Source organism: Halohasta salina (assembly GCF_024178165.1).
Lineage (GTDB): Archaea > Halobacteriota > Halobacteria > Halobacteriales > Haloferacaceae > Halohasta > Halohasta salina.
The window spans coordinates 1-21,360 of sequence record NZ_JAMZIE010000014.1; the positions used below are offsets into that span (position 1 = coordinate 1).

At 49.3% G+C, this 21,360-nt stretch carries 9 protein-coding genes; 4 read left to right on the top strand and 5 right to left on the bottom strand.

Going from position 1 to position 21,360, the window contains the following annotated elements; all coding sequences use genetic code 11:
- Positions 1–818 precede the first annotated feature (818 nt).
- From NKJ34_RS15185 to NKJ34_RS15200, 4 genes are read left to right on the top strand one after another with little or no spacing between them, the layout of a single operon-like run.
- A complete protein-coding gene (locus tag NKJ34_RS15185) occupies positions 819–2,075 on the top strand; it encodes a hypothetical protein (protein ID WP_253739146.1) in 1,257 nt (418 codons plus the stop codon).
- Positions 2,072–3,895, top strand: coding sequence for a hypothetical protein (locus NKJ34_RS15190; RefSeq protein ID WP_253739147.1), 1,824 nt, complete (start codon positions 2,072–2,074; stop codon positions 3,893–3,895). Before NKJ34_RS15185 ends, NKJ34_RS15190 begins: the two co-directional genes overlap by 4 nt.
- Before the next feature lie 8 nt (positions 3,896–3,903).
- Positions 3,904–9,303: a DEAD/DEAH box helicase gene (locus NKJ34_RS15195; protein ID WP_253739148.1), complete on the top strand. Its 5,400-nt coding sequence runs from the start codon at positions 3,904–3,906 to the stop codon at positions 9,301–9,303.
- A gap of 5 nt (positions 9,304–9,308) precedes the next feature.
- Positions 9,309–10,136 (top strand): PD-(D/E)XK nuclease family protein, encoded by an 828-nt coding sequence (locus tag NKJ34_RS15200; protein ID WP_253739149.1) that lies wholly within the window; start codon positions 9,309–9,311, stop codon positions 10,134–10,136.
- A 36-nt stretch (positions 10,137–10,172) separates the two neighbouring features.
- Here the strand turns inward: NKJ34_RS15200 and NKJ34_RS15205 are convergent, their stop codons facing one another.
- The 5 genes from NKJ34_RS15205 to NKJ34_RS15225 form a co-directional block, all read right to left on the bottom strand.
- Positions 10,173–14,774, bottom strand: coding sequence for a DNA translocase FtsK (locus tag NKJ34_RS15205; RefSeq protein ID WP_253739150.1), 4,602 nt, complete (start codon positions 14,772–14,774; stop codon positions 10,173–10,175).
- On the bottom strand, positions 14,771–16,273 hold the full coding sequence (locus NKJ34_RS15210) for a hypothetical protein (protein ID WP_253739151.1): 1,503 nt from the start codon (positions 16,271–16,273) through the stop codon (positions 14,771–14,773). The genes NKJ34_RS15205 and NKJ34_RS15210 overlap by 4 nt, the downstream gene beginning before the upstream one ends.
- Before the next feature lie 6 nt (positions 16,274–16,279).
- A complete protein-coding gene (locus NKJ34_RS15215; protein WP_253739152.1) occupies positions 16,280–17,839 on the bottom strand; it encodes a hypothetical protein in 1,560 nt (519 codons plus the stop codon).
- Positions 17,840–17,877: 38 nt separating this feature from the next.
- Positions 17,878–19,992 carry a Druantia anti-phage system protein DruA gene (locus NKJ34_RS15220; RefSeq protein WP_253739153.1) on the bottom strand — a complete coding sequence of 705 codons (2,115 nt, stop codon included), beginning with the start codon at positions 19,990–19,992 and terminating at the stop codon, positions 17,878–17,880.
- 511 nt (positions 19,993–20,503) lie between these two features.
- Positions 20,504–21,360, bottom strand: an 857-nt coding sequence (locus tag NKJ34_RS15225) for an ISH3 family transposase (RefSeq protein ID WP_253739154.1), incomplete at its 5' end; no start/stop codon positions are given.

A 21,360-nucleotide genomic window follows, 5' to 3' on the forward strand; every position in this document is an offset into this window, starting at 1 on the left:
GACGCTCCGAGACAAACGTCTTGATTGGGAACATCGTTTGTCGGGTGGCACGAACGTGTCACCCTTGCCCGCTGTGACTTCCAGCTACTGCTGAGAACTGACCAACAATCATCTACCCAAGAGCGTTCCGGATATCAACGAATGTTAGCTTACGCAGGTGTGGCTGGAAATCGCGGAACCGTCTACGAAGCTTGTGGGTTTGAATGCGAGTCGATCGAAACGGATGAAACTAGTCGTTGGCAAAATCGAGATGGAAGACAGGAATATGGAGAATATACACGCCGTCGATGGGTCTACGACTTATGAATTATTTGGCATGCCTGAGCTAATTTCAAATTGATAATGCTGCCGTGAGAACACATTCCGAGAGAAAATTTTCACAGCACGATTATATAATAAATTTGGTAATACTGTCAAATGTCAACTTGCAATCATTATATGGCGTCTATCTGTTGTGAGCTGATATTTTTCTGATAACTACTTTTTTGAGCTCATAGTGACAACTACTTAACCAGTATCCTGTTGATTTTTATCAGCAGAATTTGAATGTCATATTGTCAATTTCAGATTGCATCAAATATGATCATGATGGATTCAGAGAAATGAGTCAGGTTTCGATTCCATTCGGTTTGGACCCACATGGGACCGAAGTACCGATCTCAGAGGCTATTAGGGGAAAATTGGACTATTACTATTGTCCAAAATGTGATAACCCGCTCACACCACGAATGGGTGAGCAGCGCCGTTATTTCGCCCATAAGCGCGGTGTGCTTGAAGACGACGAGTGTCCGTTATCATCCCAACGAGACGTCGACCGTATGGTCGACGATCTCCGGACTTCGGACATCGAAAAACAAGAGTCTGCTCGCCAGATCCGTACGTACATCGGTGAAGAGCCAGGAGGTCGACTTCGACTCTTCGGAGTTGTCCCATCTACTGAGTGGGAACAATTCGGGGTTGCAGCTGATGTTGAAGCACTTCTTCAGGAGTGCACGATATCGACGAACGGTGTTATCCATCCCCCGACTGGACGAAGTTTCCATCCATCTGAGCCGGAGGTCCTCTTCGAATTAGATCCCGATGCAGCAGAATTCACTGTCACTGTCGATGGCCCAGATCATTTAGAGAGTATTGTCGGTGAGTGGTCTGCAGATGGGTTATCAGCAAGTGACATTTTTGTCGGTGACCAAACACGAGCACGGCGAACCCATTCTAAACGACAAATAAAACTCGGGGAGTGGGTGTATGCTGTCACAGATGGCAGCGTCGATACCCTTGGTGAGGAGATGTCATTGGACACCTTGGGTGAGTGGAAAATTTTAGCATTCCCAGCGCGAGAAGATACTACAGAGCTTCTCGATACATACGGTGCAAACCTCCGAACTGACGAGTACGGGTTTGAGGCAGACGTGATACTACCTGCGGAAGCCCACCCGACAGCTGACAAGCCCATTGAGAGCCCACCCGGATCGACGGTATTGATCGGAGTTACCCCTGCGGAGGAACAGGATCCGATGTTTGAGATTGTCTCTATTCCTAAACGGAAAGGAGACACAGTTGAACTCACCCCGACTGGCCCGGGAAATACCCGGTTTTACAGGACTAGGGTGCCACAACAGGGGTCCAAGCGAGTCAGTGTTCACCAGCGAAATTCGAGTCGACACCGGTTGATCCACCTCCATGCCGTCGAGGCTGAAGACAGGCAACCGCTGGCAGAGTCGATGTACGGTGATCTCGGATTGGAAATCAATCAAGATGGCCAATCCGTGCTACTATCACCAATTGGGGAGATTCAGTCTACCACTATCGAGTCTTCAGTGACTCCAGCGACGTTGCCGGAAATGATCGACTATGTCGGACCAGAAGGAATCGAACTCGAAATAAAGGCTCACTTTCCGTTGGATCATCCAGAGGCACCGTCGTTCAGTCGTTCCACCAAAGACATAGAATCAGACCTCGGCAATATAGGAAACTGGGTGATGCAGGGGTGTATCGCTATTGATGTCACGTTCGAGGGTATTGGATCTGTATCGATAACATTCGGCGAACAGTCCTCTGAAGAGGTGAAACCATGACACTGTCAAGCGGTGACCGATTCTCAGGGGAATTGAGTATTCATGGGAAAAATAATAATATTGGAAGTGTCAACGTTGACGGTGAGACGATAACTATCGGCCCCGTAACCTGTGATGAGGGAGAACGGGTCCAACTTCAATATCTTGGTACTCGAAAAGCTGACAACGCGTCATCAACCTTCGCGATTTGTCTAAGCAACCATGCTATTGATAAAGAGGAGTACAACGAATACCTTGGTCAGATCATAGACTTACTAACTCCCGATGGTCCACCATCCGCCGGTACTGAAACATATATTAAGATAGATGAAATTTCCGACGACGGGATTGGGTATGCATCACCCGGTGGACGACGAATTGGGTTAGGTCCCGTGGCTGCACAAGAAGGTGACTTCGTACAGGTGGTGGGTGTTTCCCCCACGCACGCACGGGTAGTCGACGAGGAACTTCAGGGCGAGAACTACAATACCCGGTTTTGGATTCTCTCTGAACAATACGACAAACTTCCCATTAATCTGGATGATGAGTACACGAGTGCTATTGCTGAATTCGATGAGGAAACACCCATCTGTTATGTAAAAAACATCCCAATTGCCTTACCAGGTTGTGATGGTCAAATTGGCCAGAAGTTAGATGTCCGTGTCTCTCAGTTTGAGGATGGACAAATTATTGGGGAGGTAGTTGAACTGTATGACGAAGTGAGTCGGATTAAGAATCCTGGACATTGGGCACGTATGCAGTGGCTCCAGGATGCAGGCTTCGAGGAACCTACCTTCCTCAGGGTTGTCTCCGGATACATTGGCGTACCCATTGACCAGTTACCCGAAGATCCCGATCAACTGAAGGCTGCGCTAATAAGTGAGGCAATTCGGCTCTGTTTGGCCAACAAAGCAGAGGAAAGCAGTGACTCCTATCCGAGAGCTCACATAACCGGTATCAGGCACTGGGTTACTCACAAACTTGAGCCACTCCTTGGTGAGACAAATAGTGAGGAAGATGACTGGTTCCGTCAATACTTAGATGAAAAGAATGGGCCAAATCTATCATTCCTTGGGGACGTGCTCAAGTTGTCAAATGGGTACTATGCCGCTGGTGCTACCCGAGCCGTCCTCATTGGGAGAGAAATTGCAATTCTAATATCTGGCGTTCCAACATCAGAGTTCCTTGATGCTGGGTTAGATATCAGGCTGAGAGGCTCATCACGAGTTATATATAGTACATCTAAATCGGAATTACAGTCTCACGGCATTCCAGTTCAGTCACGTGATGAATATACCCAAGCCGAAGTCGACACCTACGACGTCGAGTTCCTCTCAGAATTCATCGAGTCCCGGAAATCCACTGCATGGCAAGGAGGGGACGATTGGGAAGCCTATGGGGGCGTATCTGGCTATGGCTGGACTTGGCGAGACACTCCGTTAGAAATCAAGGATACCAGCGATCGGTTCGTGAGCCTTTGGCGAAAGCCGATCGAGTATGGAGGCGACGAATACTACCTTCGGGTTGAGGACGACGAAATGGTCAGTGAAATCCACGTCCCGCAACGGCATTTCAAGCAACTGTGTCTGATCATCGATGCAATCAGCGGGACCCCAAGGTCTGTTGAAATTTCCCCTCTCCCAGACTCCTCAAATTTCCATTTAGCACTGACATTCTCACCCCCCCGGTCACAGTACCGCTGGCTGACAGCCGTAGGATCAGAGTGGCGTGAATTCGCTAACAATCGTATCCATTGGGAAGTCCCATATGGTGCGGCTGATTCTGTGATTGAGGCATTCGAACAGTTACCCGTACAGATCAAAGATAGCCGTTCAAACTAATTCCAACAATGAAATCAATCAAAGAAGTCTCAGAACAAATCGAACAGGATCTCCAACAGTACATTGAGTCAAGCTACCATCTGCACCATCCACGATTAATCGAGGAACGACGACAGTTGATGGATGATGGGGAAACATCAACCAAACCGTGGGTCGAAGCGACCCCCTCATACAAATCTGGACAGGAGTTCCGTGATTTGGGGCTTCCTACAGAAGTGGTCGATCTACTCAAGGATCTCGAAGACGACGGACTCGATATTTTCGATCCTCCATATAAGCACCAGGCAGACGGTTTGCAGAGTTTCTTTAACGACGATCAGGACCTTATCGTCTCTACAGGTACCGGGTCCGGGAAAACCGAAATTTTCCTGTATTCGATCCTTGGTCAACTTGCAAAAGAAGCCCAACGCGGTAATACAACCGATCAACGAGGTGTTCGAACACTCGTGTTGTATCCGATGAACGCACTTGTAGCCGATCAGTTGGCTCGGATGCGGCAACTGTTCGGTGATCCAGATGGTCGACAAACGATCGCCGATCGCATGGGTCGGACAGTCCAGTTCGGTATGTATACTGGACGTACACCGTATCACGGTGAGTTTGATACAAAAAAGAATGATGCACGGCTGAAACCCGTTATCGATCGCTATCTAAATCTCAAACAAGATCGTCCAGACTTGTACGAGGAACTCGATGAGATGGGCCGGATCCCTGCAAAGGATCTCGAGGGATACCGAAACAAGGGGGCGCTCAAGACGGAGCATTTCCGCACGCAGCCTGGAGATGCAGAGTTGTATTCTCGGCAGGAAATGCATGGCGAAGACAATCCTCACGGTGGTATTCCAGACATTCTCATTACGAACTACTCTATGCTGGAGTACATGCTCCTTCGCCCGATAGAGAACAAATTCTTCCAACAAACGAAAGAGTGGCTCACTGCTGACGAAGAAAATGAACTCAATATTGTTCTCGACGAAGCACACCTCTATCGTGGTGCTCAGGGTGCAGAGGTTGGTCTCCTATTGAGCCGTCTCTTACAGAAGCTTGGCATCTCCAGAGACCGTGTCCGCTATATTCTCACCAGTGCGACGATGGGTGACAACATCGATGAAGCCGCACCTGAGTTCGCGGCCCAACTTACAGCTGGTGACAAAGACGACTTTGCGGTAATTAAAGGGACTCAGATCGAGTACGAGGGTGGCTCCCCTGGTACTGAACGGACTGCACAGCTACTCGAACGAGTCGAGTATGAACTGACCCCCTCTAAAATCAATAACCTCGCAGACGAGCGTGGATGGGACATCTATCAGGGTGGGTCAGATACGGATGCCCTCCGTGAGTATCTCGCATCACAGTTGGAATCGGATCCACTGTTCAAATATGCCCACAGCTTCTTAGAGGGTGAACCGCTTCCACTTTCGGAGCTTGCAGACGAAATATTTGATGACGTCGACGAGGATCTTGCGAAGGAGGCAACTGGGAACTTCCTGTTTTTGTGTACCGAAGCGAGGGAAGGAGAAGGTCAAGCGCTGCTGCCGACGAGGCTTCACATGTTCTTGAAAGGCCTCCCACGGCAGTTTGCTTGCATTGACCCGAATTGTAGCGAACGTCGGGCCACAGAAGGGGAGAATCTTCTCGGCAAGTTGTATACAAATCCCCGCGAAGAGTGCGAATGTGGGGCCCGGGTGTTTGAACTACTCAGTCACCGCACCTGCGGAGCAGCCTACCTGCGAGCGTACCGTCGACGAAACGATTCAACTGGTCGGACCTTCCTTTGGTCAGAAGGAAGTAATTCAGAGTCGCTCGAAGAGATCCACCTTTGCGTTGAAGAGCCACGTGAGGGAGGTCCAAGTGAGCGGTCACTTCGAGAGACAACCCCTAAGCGAAAACTTAGCATTGAAACGGGGCACTTGCTCGAAGACAGGTTTGTTGATCACGAGTCTCCAGACCAGTATATCGATGCCTGGACGCCGCCTGAAGAGCCGCCATCTGATGAGCATCCACATAGCTGGACACAGTGTCCTGTCTGTGGAATCGAAGAGTCCTGGCGACACGGTGAGACAAAAATACAGGATCTCGAGACCAAAGGTGAGGAACCGTTTGCAAATATTGTCCGCTCAATGTTTGCGATTCAGCCAGAGGATCCTGATAAGATCGACTCCGATGATTATCCCAATGCGGGGAAAAAGATACTTTGTTTCTCTGACGGGCGACAAAAAGCAGCTCGGCTGGCCCGTGATGTACAGGCGACTGTCGAGTTAGATTCATTTCGTGAAGTGGTTGCAGACATTGTTAGCAATCAAGAAGAGCCGCTGACTATGGATGAACTCTTCATCGAATTTGTCCTATATTGCAAAAAGAACGGGATCGTCTATTTCGATGATAGTGATGAATACCAGACTGCTGGCAATGTTGTCTACGAGGGTTCGCGGTCCATCTTCCAGGAGCAAGTCAATAATCTCGAAAAAATCGCAGGGCGATACGGATTAGATTCGATTGAAGAGATCCCCAGTCACCCAGCAGCAAAAACAGAGTTGTCCAATCGACCACGTAAGTTTGATTCAACCCTACTCAGCTCACTGGGTGATGAACACTATTCCATTCCCGCAGCGCTGATTGGATATCTTCGGCCAACAGATTCCGGATTAGAACATATCACGTCGTCACTCCCTGATATTGATCCAGAGTTGGTAGAATCAATTGTCATCGAGATACTCTGGGCTGCGTGTAAGGAACGGGCCTATGATAGTGATATTAGTCCCCACCAACGTTCAAATTCGATTAAGTGGACTTATTTCACTGAGTCCGAGCAAGGCTTGGAATGGGATGAGTTAGTTCCCGAGCATATCCTCGATATTGTGGGAGAACATCTATCCCAATCAGACATCACCAATCTGCAGACAGCTCTTATTGAGGACGAGGGGCCTTTCGAGTCTGCTGGAAATATGCGATATATGGTCGATCCCGAAAGTGTGACACTGGAACTCCGTGTCGACGGAAGTTGGTACCGTTGTACCGGGTGTCACCAATTCTCAGCAGTATCTCTTGACGGTGGCTGTCCGCGTGAGGATTGTGGCGGAACTGTAGTCGAGGTCGATGATTCAGACCCTCATCTGAACTCACGGAAAAGCTACCTCCGTAAGCCGCCTCAGAAGATCGTCAACGATGAGGCCGAACCGTTTACGCTGCGGTCAGAAGAACACTCTGCACAACTCACCGCAAAAGATAATTCAGAAGCTATGTCTCGTTCGGAAGAGTACGAACTTCTCTTTCAAGATATCTTGGTTGGTGATGAAACTGAACAACCGATCGATGTCCTCAGTTGTACTACAACAATGGAGGTCGGGATCGACATCGGGAGCCTCACAGGAGTTGCAATGCGAACCGTTCCACCAGCTCCCGAAAACTACGAGCAACGTGCTGGTCGGGCTGGTAGACGCGGTGCAGGTCTGTCGACTATTATTACGTTCGCCGACAATTCACCGCATGAAACACGGTACTTCGAACAGCCAGGAGATATGATTAGTGACCCTGGTACGGAACCAATCATCTATGCTGGCAACGAGAAGATTGCCCAACGCCACGTCAATGCCACATTGTTAGCTCGCTTCTTTGATGCGTCAACAATCGAATCTGGAGCAAGCGTGTTCGAGTCGTTGGGAACAGGGGCGTCATTCTTTGCAGGGGATGGCAATTACACATTGGATGCATTCGAACAATGGGCTCGGTCGAATGTCCTCGACAACTCAGAAACAGCCGAAAAACTCGGTGTCCTCCTGCCTAATGAGCTAGGAGAGTCCCGAGGTTCTAATTGGCGGAGTGATTTTGTCAAGCATGCAGCCGAAGAGTTCCTCGATGATCTCACCTCCCTAAGTAATCGTGGAGGCTGGGACACAGACACCGACGACGAAACAGATCTGCTAACGGTATTGCTGGATGACGCACTTCTCCCGACATTCTCCTTCCCGATCGATGTCTGTGACTTTACAGTTAAAGGGCAAGACAAGGACACAGGTCAACCGAAGACACGCTATGAGATGTCTCGGGACATGAAACAAGCTCTCTCTACCTACGTCCCTGGCCGAGAGATTGTTGTAGACAAAAAGACATTTGAATCGTACGGACTGTACTTTAAGTTCGCAGAAGACGCGGTAAATCGAGCGAGCGGACAAGAGTGGGAGGATCTTGATTGGATTAATTTCTGTCCTGTCTGTGAGACGGTGTTCGATCAAGATGATCACAGCATGGCAGACCATGATGACCCCTGTACTGTCTGTGATGAGCCAGACGTCGTTTCTGTCCAAAAATTCACGCCTCCAGCCTTTGCACCAGAGATTGACCGCCAAGGACAACCTGAGCAGAGTGATTACTCGAACGAAGATCGCGTTTACGCAACACCACCTAAGTACCCACTTACGCCAACTTCAGAATCAGAATCTGGTGCAGGAAGTTTCGAAGCCGAAAAAGACGCTGGGGTGTCGACAGTCGGTCAATTGCGAAACGAACAACTCATCGTCGCCAATTTCGGTCCTGACGACCAAGGGTTCGAGGTGTGCAAGAAGTGCGGTGCTGTTGGCCTCGAAGAGCTACAAAGTCCGCACAACCGTCCATACCCCAAGGATGTACGGAGGATGGATCTCTCGAGGTACTCTCAGCAGTGTGACGGTAGTACGGTCACAACAAGCTTCAGCCACTCATTCCCAAGTGACCTGACCGTGCTTCGAATTCCACTAAAGGAACCCCTTGAGTTCATGCCTGAAGCAGACTGGTTCGAATCAGCTGGTCAGTCGCTGGCTGAAGCCCTGGTTATGGGTGCATCTCAGGCCCTTGGAATTGAGGATGATGAATTGGAAGGTGGGTTCCGAACACGGTCTGCCGACATTATAGACGACGAAGACAGCCGAGGATTAATTGAGATCTTCCTCTTTGATACAACTCCGGGAGGAGCGGGCTTTTCAGCGAAAGTCTGGGAGGAGTTCGATGATGTACTTGCTACGACTCGGAGTCTCCTAAATCAGGATTGCTGTGATTCTGCGTGTCATAAGTGTCTCCGTCGATACGACAACCGTCACCTCCATGAATCACTAAATCGGTATCTCGGTGATTCACTGCTAGAATACGCAACAACAGGTAAAACGCCTGAACCGAACCAGGACCGTGCGGCGTCACTGGTGTCTCGACTTGAACAATCCCTGAAACTCCAAGATGCGTCCTTAGAGATGACTCAGGATCCGGTTCATGACGATCAGTGGACCGTCGAATCCAGTGACGACACCTTCCAATTCGGTATCCGATCATGTCTTCGTCAGCCGCGTCACCTAGGTGATACCGATGAAGATTTCTCCGATTACCAACTCACACACGAATTACCGGAGGTCGCCACGGAGATCGTACGGTCACTTGACTGATTAAAATGAGCGATGACATGACGATTGATTGGTCGTACTCGAACGCCCGCTTGTATGAGTCATGTCCACGATCGCTATTCTACCATTACTGGCAACGGACCGGCGCAAATGACGATTCCGAAGCTGCTGATGAACAGATACTATATGGGCAACCTGGAGTTGGTGCGGTAATTGGAACTGCAATTCATACTGCACTCGGTGAGCATATCAGTCGGTGGTCTCGTGGAGAGCAAACAGGCCTTGAAATCGTCCGGCAAGTAGCCCGGGACTACATCCATGAGGTGTTCAATAACAATTCTACAGTGGTTTCGGATGCTACCCCCGAGTCGCTGGTTCATACCTCTGATGCCCATATTGGACGATTCTTTCGCGTTATTTGGCCCCAATTTCGAGATCATCGATACATACTCCATGAGGAGAATTGTTCCTTCGAAGTCGGATCTACGAAAGTATGGGTCCGTCCTGATCTGTGCGCTCGCGATAGTGGCAACTTTGTCATCACTGATTGGAAGTCCCGCCAACCAGCTATTTTCGAAGATCCATCGCTTCAACTGCGTGTATATGCTCTCTGGGGTCATCAGCAATTCGAACCAGATATCGATCGCATTTCGGTTCAATTAGTGTTTACAAGTGATGGTCGGATCGAGCGTCAGTCCGTCGAAAAGGAGGATCTCGCTCAACTTAACGACCGGATTGCTGGCGATGTTCTGAAGTGGGGCGATCCGAATGACCGGACTAATTTCCCAACGGATGAATCATTTGAGAAGTGCTCGAATTGTCCATATCTGCACTCGTGCAATGCTGGCCAGACCACGGTTACAGAAGGCAAATAAGCACGTACTATCTTCTCGATGCCAGTGCGATGTCTTCTATCTGTATTGGGTGATCAGTTCGCGGATATCGTCAGAGTCGACATAGAGGCCTTGGAGGCGGGTGATTCTATCCGCTTCTTTCAGTAGCATGTCGCCGTCCCCGCCAAGTTCTTCGGCACCTCCCTCATCAATCAATATTCGAGAGTCGGACTGTTTGGGGAGACGGAAGGCTACGCGAGTATCTAGGTTCGCTCGTAAGTCTGTGTCTATGGACTCGTGTGAGGGCCGTTGGGTGGACACTACAAGATGGACACCTTGAGCTCTCGCGATCTGGGCGATACGGCGTACGTTATCTTCTGTTTCATCAGCATCTGCACCCAGTTGTTGTAAGAGATCAGAGTACTCGTCGATGATCACGACAATCGGTTTCATCTGGTTATCCGGGTTCTGTTCGTTGTACTCTCCAATATCACGACAGACGCTTTTACGAAGAAGTTGCTTCCTGCGTGGGATTTCTTCTTCTACAAGCCACTCAAAGAGGTTGGCTGCATCCTCGGAATCTGTGATTACCTTATCCTTTACCAAGTTTGGCAGTGCGTCGAAGAAAATGAAGTCTGTTTCCTTGGGATCAACAAGGGCAAATTCGACGTTTTCTTCTCCTTTCTGTTCGATAAAGTTCAGAATCAGGGTGTATAGGAAGACTGTTTTCCCACCGCCGGTAGCTCCGCCAACCAGCATGTGCGGCGCTTCCTGAAGATCAGAGCGGTAGACTTCCCCGTCCGGGGTGACGCCTGCCAAGTAAGGTAGTGAGGCAGTTTCAATCTGGTTTTGTGGCTCGTATTCGTCTCTGTAGTCTCGGAGTGGGACGATGACATTGTCCTCCCGGGGGACATCTAAAGTAACGTATTCTGTACCAGATAGACGTTGGATGATGGGTTCTTTGTCAAACGCCATTTCCCGGGCGATGTCCTCAGCCCGCTTCTCAAGGGAATTTTGTTTTTCGCCGGGTGCCAGCAGGATTTTGAAGCGGATGACATTGGGTCCAACTTCGATATCGTCTGGATCGATATCACGGATATTGATTCTGTAATCGTTGAGCACCTTTTTTAGGGTCTCTACGGACTCTGCATGATCAGCTGCATCACCGAACCGTCTGTTCGATTCCTGATCTCTCTCGGACACCGCACCTTCTGTGGGTGATTCTTCCTCAGTATCAGACCCTGATTCATCACCCCCCGTTTCCTCGGCTACCTCTGCTTTTGTTTTCTCGACGTCTTCTTCGCCTTCCTCATCTCCCAACTCTGGTTGCTGGCGTTCGCGATCATCAATCCCACTAACAATCAATCGCTTAATAGATTGGCGTGGGAGTCTGTCGACGCGGATTGACTGGGCATTCGGAGTTACTCCGTCAATCCGAACGTCGGAGGTAGCTTCACTCGTGACCTCGACCGAAATAATACGCGGATTGATTTCAATCGTGGCATCTTCTTTGAACACATCGTTGATCCGGTCTGCCCAATCTTCCTTCCCCTCCATGCCTTCTGCAGAGGTAAGTTCGTAGTACAGTTGTTCTCTGAGAGCTTCTTTTCTGGGTGACGTAGTGATGTTACTATCGCCGGTAAACAGCCCTCGGATCGTGTCTGTGGTTTCGAAGACCTGGTCGACAGCACTTCCCTTTACGACCTTCGTATCATCATCATCTGAGATTGTATAGGCGCTGCTTGTTTCCTCAAGAGTCTTTATCTCGATAATATCGAGGATCAGTCCACCGTCATCACCGAACTGGACTGTGAGGATATCTGCACGGCTCTCGCTGTCTCCTAAGTTCAACCACTCACGTGTTCGAGGATTATCGATAGAGAAGATAAGCTTCGGATCGGCTAGTGTCTCTTGGAGCCATTGAACGGCAATAATCGAGCCTAGCAAGCCTTTGGTATTACGGGACTTTCCGCCACCGAGCGTCTCTTGGGTTATGAGACGGAGAAGCCCACTCTGCTGGAGGTCAGCGATCCGTTCAGCAATTTCTTCGAGATCTGTCTCGTCCGGGGCTAATCTGTACTCGTTGATAACACGACGCAGCACTCGTCGGAAATAATCGATATCTTCGGAGTACGTGGCGAAATCTCGATCACCACGTCGCTCTCTCGATATGAGATGATCCTTCCAGAATGGATTTCCATTCATCGGTGGCGAGGAGATGGAAACCCAGATTCCATTATCGAGAAGTTTGTCGACAGTCTCTTTGTTTACGTCTAATTCGTTGACCTCAGCGTTGTGTATGGCCTGCCGTTGATTATATAGTTGGTTGACCAGGTCCTGGTACTCCGAAAAGAGAACACCTTCCTTAGACGGTGAGATACTGATTTTGTCCTCTAGGAGGTCGTAATTGAATTCCTTTGGGACGTACAGCGGGTGAATAGTCGTGTCAGCGTCCCGCTCAAAGGTTTGGATACTGAAGTTGCTCTGGTCGTTGATTAGGATGAAGTGTTTTGGATCGCCGTTTAGATCATCAGCATATGCTTCGTAGCTAGTGTGTTCGTTGGTAACGATCTCGAACCTACCAGCATCGTTGTCTGGGCCGAAGAGATTGATGATATCTTCAGACTCAGAGCTGGAGATACTTCCGTTGAGAACAGGCTTCTCATCGTCTTTAATAAAGGCAAACTCTACGGTGGCGCCTTGGATCAGACCTTTTTCTGCCAAGTCAACGACATCAGTCAGCAGGTCCGCAGGGTTGAGTGGATCAATGACGCTGACCTTGAGATGACGTTTGGACGGCGGGTATGCAGAGACGAATTTGTTGAGTACATAATCATAGAATTTGGAATTCGTCCCTTCGGCAGCGTTCTCGATGCGAGTATAAACGGGCAGTCTGTCGTGTTCTGCTGATTGAACCAGATAGGTTTCATCAGGCAGTCTATAGTTACCCCCGACATGGATGCTTCGAAGGACGTGAGGCTGTTCCTCGACGCTGTTAAGCAGGAAGTTTCGTTCTTCTTCTGTTAATGTCTCTTCTTCATTGTGGACCTCTCGTGCCAATTGAGCATATTTCCAGAGGTGGAGGGGGTGAAGTGGCGAGAGGATGAGTTCTCGATCGTCTTCATATTCGAAAATGATTGTGTCGAATAGTAGAAAGTCGGATAAGAGCTTTGAGGAGCCCTCAGAGCTTACTTTCTGGATTTCTCGATATTTCTTATCTAATTTATCTTGGACCTCTCGGTATGCCTCGATATACCCCTCTGCGGATTCCAAGAGACTTTCATCTCCAAGCAGACGAATCAGCGGTGCTGACAGTAGACCAGGTAGTGCATCAACCAACTCGCTACGTGCCTCGACATACGTATTGATCGAATCTACAAGGTCCTCGAATTTGCCTGTACTCTCTGCGGCCTTACGTAATTTCTCGAAGCTACTATCTTTATTTCGGGGTTCGAGGTGGTCAGTTCGCAATGCTTGGAAGTTCTTTACCGCGCTTTGCCGATCCTCCGGATTATGGACGATACCGCCGAAGGAGTTCTTCGTGACAAAGTGATCCACGAAGTAATAGAGATCGTCATTAACGTCGAACGCCAGCTGTTCGTCTCCAGTAAACTCTAAATCGATTCGGTCTTCCTCTTGATCTACTGCGTCTTTGTAATTCTTATCGAAACTACTTGAAATCCGTTCAAGTTCTTCGTCTTCATCGTCGAAGACAGCTTCGAGACCAGCTGATTCTGTATCTCTCCTTGTACTGGTGGTCGAACGGCGTGAACTGGAAGAACTGGACGTAGTGAATATTTGGTCGACCTCGTGGTAGGTGAGGTCTTCGAGTATCGAGGAGTCTCCTGTTCTCTCAAACCGACGCAATTTGGCCACTGATCGCTCCCGACCCTCACGATCACTGTCGTCGACTTTGGTGACGCTGTTGGTTAGTCGTCGGCGATCTTTATTGGACATGTGGGAGACACGCAGCACTAAATCCAGGTTGTCGCTAAGCCGGTCAGGGATCTCATCTGGGTTGTTGAGTCCAGGGTCGTTGAAAAGTCGTAGTCGGTGTAATTCCGTTCCAAGAGCGTCAAGTGAGTCTTGTTGAGAGTCCCGAAGGGTAGCGGTTGCATAGTCCGCGACAGCAGGGATCTCGAATTGCTCATAGAGATCGGATCCAAGAGTTTTCCAGATGGCTTGGGCTGGAGGACTGTCCGAGAATTGCTCGTGTTCCTGCATCCGGTCGGTGATTTCTCGCGTGATTTCTGCCAGAGGCAGGTCGACCATGCCTTCGAAATCCTTCATTGAATTGAGTCGGGCATGATCTCCACGAACCAAGATCACCAGTTTTTCCGGTTCGACTCGTCCGTTCCAATCGTAATCTGTTTGCGTACCGTTTCGCCAATTGACCGCATCACTAACTTTGTCCGTGAGTCTGACGGAGGAGCCATCTGTAACAGATTGAAGTGGGGCGATATCTGCTTCATCGATGCTCACCATCGCCAACCCAACATCGTATTTTGTGTTCTTGCAGAGCGTTTTAACGAAGGTCTCTGCATCGAAGCGCGGCGGTGACTCGATTATAACTCCAATATTCTCGTCTGTCAGTTGGTCGATTGTCTCGGTGCCGATCGCTTGTCCGAGAAGTCCTTCAGTACTCTGGGCTATGTTTGGTGTTTCGGTAGTTTCGGTCATATTTCAGCCTCCGGGACAGAGACAATGGTAACGCCGTCTGCGTATTCTTCCGCGTATCCAAGGTCCGATACTGCGTCTTTGAATCCATCGCGATTTTGATTATTCAGAGGGTCACTCTGGGATGCACTTGCACCCAGCCTGATATCCCACTCTGCAAGATGTCTACGATCTTGTTCGGTACCGCCAACGATAATTCCGTAGCGGCTACGGAGTTCCTCCGAGAGTTCCTGCAACGACATGCTCTGACCGGGTTCAATTACTGAGAGGAGAATTGGTTCTAGCATCTCCGGGTCTGGACGGAACCGACGTTTGTTTGCACGGTTTCCACGTGGTTTGAGCAGGCCTGCCCTCCAGCCGTAGGTTTGAGCTGTAGACTGTGGTGTGTAGGTGTCGAATCGGTTTGAGAAGTCGTGGATAACATTACTGACAGCATCAACTAACCGGTGGAAGGTAGTGTCTTGATCAGGATCACGTGACGCCCGAAACACCTGTTCGAACTTCTCGTAGTCTTGGTCTTCCTTATCTTTCTTTTTCCGGTTCAGTTCCAAGAAGTTCTGATTCTCTAACTCACGGAAAATATCATCTTCGTCGTATGATTTGTAACCATCTCTGTCGAGAACGTGTTTGACGCCGAGTCTGGTTGCCAATTGAATTTGCGAGCCGACCACACGGAAGGATTCGAGACTCGCATCTGCGACCGGGTTCTCTGTGTTCCCTGTGTAGTTGAATACGAGAGGAACTGGTTCTTCCTTGCTTCCGTTTTCACGAATCTCGTTGTGACGGTTCGCCATATAAACATAAAACAGGAACCCGCTGAATTTGATAACGCGTCGAAGATCACGTGCGTAATTCAGATCGTAGTCCCCATTCGAATCTTTGAGATGTAGTGATAGTGTGTCAAACCCAGAGACGAACTCTTCGGCCATGTTTCCGTCATCGAAGGCATCACCGAGCTCCGGTTCCTGCCACGGTGAGACAGTAACATTGTCTTTTTCCCCCTCTTTAGCCAGTGGTCGGAACAAAAGAGAGATTGCATCGTGGTGGTCTTGGAGTTGATCACTAAGTTTTTCCTGGATATCACTATTGGACCGCTCTATGACTGCATAAATGAAATTCGAGGGAGTGACACCAATAGTTCTGTACGCGACAAACCAGTCGCTCATTGAGGTCATCGCGGAACGATAGGGTGTACTGGCATAGAGCGCATTATCATTATCTACGACCTTCCTCATCCGGTGTCGCAGGTTATCTAACTGCTCATCAGTCAGGTCGCGAGAAGATTCAAACAGGTTATGATATTTTTCATCAAGTTCCGCTGACGGTGTTTTCCCTGGTCGTTCGACAAACTTGAACAGATCTTCTGATTGATACGTAGAGCCAAGAATATTACTAAAGATGACTTGTGCCAAATGTACGGGTCTTGTGGAACTGGAGGTGGCCTTAAATCCGAACGTTGCTTCCGAGGCATCTCCGTTCACATCATTGAGTCTCATTGGCATAGCTATTCACCGCCGCTCCATTTGGTACCGATCATCGTTGATTGTCAATATCTCGAGATCGCCGGTTTCTGCATCCATGATATGGACGGTGCCGTGGTCCTCGTCATGGCTTTCTCTGTACTCGATTTCCTCCATGAACTCGAGTAACTGCTGTTCTTCTTCACGTCCTCGTAGAATATACGGGATATTCCCTTCAAGCGCTCCCAAAGTCTCAGACAGTTCAGGATCAATACGGAGTCTTACTGTGGAATCACGGCCTTCGTACTCGAGTACATGATGGTCGTGATTGTAGTCCATAGCGTCTCTGATCTCAGGATGTAGATGCGGAACCCGCCGGTTCAGCTCACGTTTCGGAATTTCTGTTCGAGAGATCAGAGAGAGTGAACTCTTCGATCGGTAGTTGTGGGACAGCCAGACGCGAAGATCGGACCCCTTCGATGAATCCGGCATGAAGTAGCTGTTGATCATCTCAATGACGTCCTCTTTCACACTGTCATTCGGTCGTTCTCTGTTCCGCTGGTCGTGGAACGAGTAGTTGGTATCGTGGTAGAGGTCGTGTGCGTCAAAGTTTTCGACAACTGTATCTTCGAAGTAGAATCGGCGTTTCTTCTGGATGAAGAGATCGTCGACCTGTGCTACTGTATCTTCATCGTCTCGCCCGGACACTTGTTCCTCCGCGTCTGCCCAGAGTTTGCTATCGATGAATGGATGAGTTAAATCTCGGGGATGAAAATACTCATTCAAGAGGCTGAAAATAGTCCCGCTACCACTGAATGCGAGGTTGTAATACTTCAGATCTTCACCAAAGTCGGTAACGCTCCGACTTTTGGCTCCAGTTATGCAATACGCCAAGAAATTGAGCAGGTCACGAACGGTTACATGAGCATCCAGCTGGCCGACTGACTGTAGAAGCCGTATGATGTTGTTCTTTACCTGATCGTTCTGTAATTTCTCGATATTGTAGGCGATATGCCCCTCGATATTGGTGCCGTCACCTTTCTTTAAGAATTTACTCGAAGTCAGGTTTTGGATCGCCTGTAGTATGACTTTGCGTGTGAGTATGTTTCGATTATTGAGATCGATGACGACGATGGAGTCGAAATTCGCATTATCTGCTTCCGAGTCGTCGTATATGATTTGATTTTGGAATTGGCTTCGTACCTCTTCAAGGAACGGATATTTGTCGACGTGTCGACTCGTCATTTCGTACAACGGACCGTCGTTGATTGCGAGAATCCCCGGCCGATCGTTGTCGAGTGCATCTTGCCATTCGTCGAGTAATATGGTGTAGTCGTCGTACTCTGAGGCGTCAGAAAGATAGAAATAGTCTGGCTCCGGGAAGTCCGGTTCCATCTGCAGTATATACTGGGTTTTCCCATCGCCAGGATTTCCAGTAAGCACAATCTGTTTCCCATCTTCCAGGGCGTCCTGTAGATAGCCCTCCCCGTCCAATCGAGTAGTGATATGAATCTCTCTTCGTTGTTCATCAGTCAGCTTTTCTGCGAATCCTCCTTGTGCCAGCCGCGAGAGAAATCGCAGATTCAATGTCGAGGCTTCAATTCCCATATTTAGTACAGATAATGTTACCGAGTAATTCCACCATTTTAACTATTGCTTATAATGAATTCGCCCAGACTGGCTTGCCGTTTGTCGAAATCAATCTTCGCGCTTAGTTTGAACTCCTGTTTGTCGAAGTCTTGAATTCGTTCGAGGACATCTTCACTCTGGACTCGCATACTGGCCCATCGGTCGATCCAATGGTCGTAGATGGACTGTTGCTCTTCTTCTGGATCCTCGAAGAACCAGTAGTAGTCGGGTTCATCGTCGATCCCGAGTAGGTAGTTCTGAGCGTTTTTGGCAACGTCGATTCCGTATACGATCCGTCTCGATTCGTGTTTCAGCAGGTCAGTCTCTAACCCACAGTTCTTCAGACCTCGCCGTATCTTCCTGATCCGTGGTGAGACGCCTTCTCCGAATCGCCCACGCACAACTTGTCGCCCCTCTTCGAACTTCGTGACTTGGCTCAACCGCTTTCGGGTTTCGGGTCCGAATTGAATCGAACCATAGCCCTCTGTGTACCCTACGTGATCGTATTCGATCCGACCTTTTTGTGTCGGTACCCGAACCCGATCATACTGGGCACTCCCTATCTCAAAGAGGCCCGTTGTATCTAAAAACACCAGTTCGCTGGGCTTGGTCACAGATTCTCCTTTCATCGAACTGGCAATCTCACTTTTATAATCTCCATATTTGTCTTGGTACATTTTGATGACCTTTGGCCCAGTCAAGGTCATCGCAACGAGTTTCCCGCCGAGAACGTTGTTGTAGGGTGGTATAGCACCGCAGACCATGATATTCATCATCGAGGCCCCAACCCTCTCTTTCTTAATTTCTTTCAGAGCGGTTTTGATTGCTCGTCGACCCTGGCCGTCGGTCAACCCCGTTCTAATGAAGGTCTCATCGTCTTGATCCTGGTTTTCTTGGAAATATTTTCTATCCCGCAGCAGCTTTTGGAGGGCCCGAGCTCGCTTCTTTCGGAACAACGCTGTCTCACTTCGTTCCTTCCATGAGTCCATTTTCTCAGGATTCTCATCATCCCCGTTTTCGATCATCTCTTCGGCCTGTGCTTCTATCTCAGCCAGAATCTCAAGAACCTCTTCATCAGGATCAACAAAGCTCTCATCTGATAGTTCGGAGTGGTTTTGGATAAAATCGTCATAACGGATGTTCGAGATTGCGTTCTCGATTGCGCTTGCTAACGCGTTCCGTATATCAGAACAGAATTGGCTGACCCGCTTTTCGTATTCCTCCTCCGATTCCAGCATCTCCGTCTGGGTTACGGTACGAGTTTTTTTGTCTGGTGTTCGCTTCTCCTTTGGAAGCTGTTCTTCGTATTCGTGGACCCGTTGCTTACGCTTGATTTCCTCTTCTACAGCGTCTATGGTCCACCCGATATAATTATCGCGGACTGACAAGTTCATCATTGGGCTTGCGAGTGTCGCAATACCCATCACCGGATGATTCCTTTTGGCACCGTTTCTGATCAGGAAGTTTATATTTCTACCCGGAACGGTATTGTAGGGTGTCAACCACGTGTATCGGAAGTACCGCCAGATATCCATTAGGTCTAACCCCGTGTGTTCGCATTTCTCACCTGTCTCTACTTTTTGCACATAGGGTTGGATAACGTCGCCAAGATCATCGGCGATTTCCTCTTGGCTTTGGTTTTGGAGTGGCGCCAAGTCATCATAGAGATCTTCACCAGAACTGATGAGGTCAAGAATACTGCCGGAATCATTATTCTGAGATTTATTTCGCTCCATGTTCCGGACGAATTTCCGGACACTTTCTTCTTGGAATTGGGATCGGCGCTCTTTCTTGAGAATAGTTCTCTCTTGGTCCTTGAACTTCTCTGGATCGTCTTTATATTGGTCTGGGTCCGGTCTAAGAATCTGAAGTTCCGAATTTTTCCGGATGTCGTAGTTGATCTCGATCAAATCGAGAAGAACTTCTAGCGCTGCAAGATATCGTACTCGACCTTCTGTAAACTCGTCTTCGAGATTCTTTTCTATGGAACGAATCTCATCTCTAATGGCTACTTCTCTGTCCAGTTCTTCCTGAAATTGAACTAATTCGTCGGTCAAAACGTCAAATCGCCGTTGGTACTCCTCTGGGAGATCAGGCGAAAAATCTACTTCTCGTTCAATAGAGGCACCCATAATTAGTGAATCGGAGTGGGAAATCTTACTCTGCTGGAATTCAAAAGACTACCGGATCAGTCGCACTCGCCTCTCGAAATCCGAATTCAAAATATTAATACACTATATCGAAATCAATTAAGCGAATAAAACAACATTTTGTAATTTTTTGGGTCTTAGAGTATTCAATAACTAGATAAAAGTTCATTTATTCTTGGATACTTCGCGTGGTAATTTCACTGGGGTAATCGCCCGGACTTCTCATCCCACACGTTGGGATACTTGGCTGTCTACCATACGACCTGTTCCTTGTGAGAAACGTCCCGCTTTTGTGGTCGAACAAGTGTCAGTCGATCACATCGAGAACCTCACGACCTCCTCCAGTAGGTGCTGCATCCGTGTCTGCGGTGGCTGGCTAGCCCTCAACAAGACAGTAACCGTGAGTTCTACTGCTACCAGTCGCTGTCGGCGGCGATCAGCCGCCGACGCGACGGTGTTGCCACTCAGGAACGCTGCCCTGATCCGAAGGCAACTACCGGAAGAACCGGCTTTCGAGCGGTTGGTTCGCTGGGACAACTCGACGAACTCTGAGGGCTGTCCAGGTAGCGCGGAGTACCATGTTGCAGAACTCTACGAACGACCACTCCAAGAGGCGGCGCCCCCCGCGGCGGGGCGCCGCCACGTACATCCAGTGCAGATAGCGCCAGACGTTCTGTAACAGCAGGCTCACGACAAACAGCAACAGCCGTAATCCGGCGTCACGAGAGCTCGTAAGAGCGAGGCTCTTCCTAGCCAACCGGTAGGACGATTCGATGCCGAACCGCTTGCGGTAATGTTCTCGGGCATCGCGTGGAGTCTCAATGAACGGCGCGTCAGCGGCGTAGCCGTGACGCGCCACCCCATGTTCGTCGTATCTACCTTGCTGGTAGACGCAATCGATGTACACAGGGAACGTCACCTTCCCAGCTAGCTCGTGTTCGATCACACGACTCCAACCACTGCTGAGTTCGTCTTGGATCGTCTCACCCCACCTGACAACCGGTATGACGTAGGCGTAGTTGTAGGCGTACAGCAGCCCTAAACAGGTGCTATTGTAGAAGCCTCGATCAAGGTAGACGGCCTTGACGCCCAGGTCAAGGCCGTCGAGCAGTTCGAGGAACTCACTGAGAACGTCACTTGAGGTTTCGCCAGCGACCAGCTGGCGAACCGCTAGTGTATAGCGTTTGTTGCGCACCCGTGCGTAGAGTGTTGCATAGGCGTGAAACGTCGTTGTTCCACGCTTGGCCAGTGAGGAGTAGAGAGCTGCTGTTTCGTCTTCATCGCCGTAGTAGGGATCGAGGTGGAGGTCGGCGACGACCTCCACCGGTCGATCAGGAAGCGTATCGACAG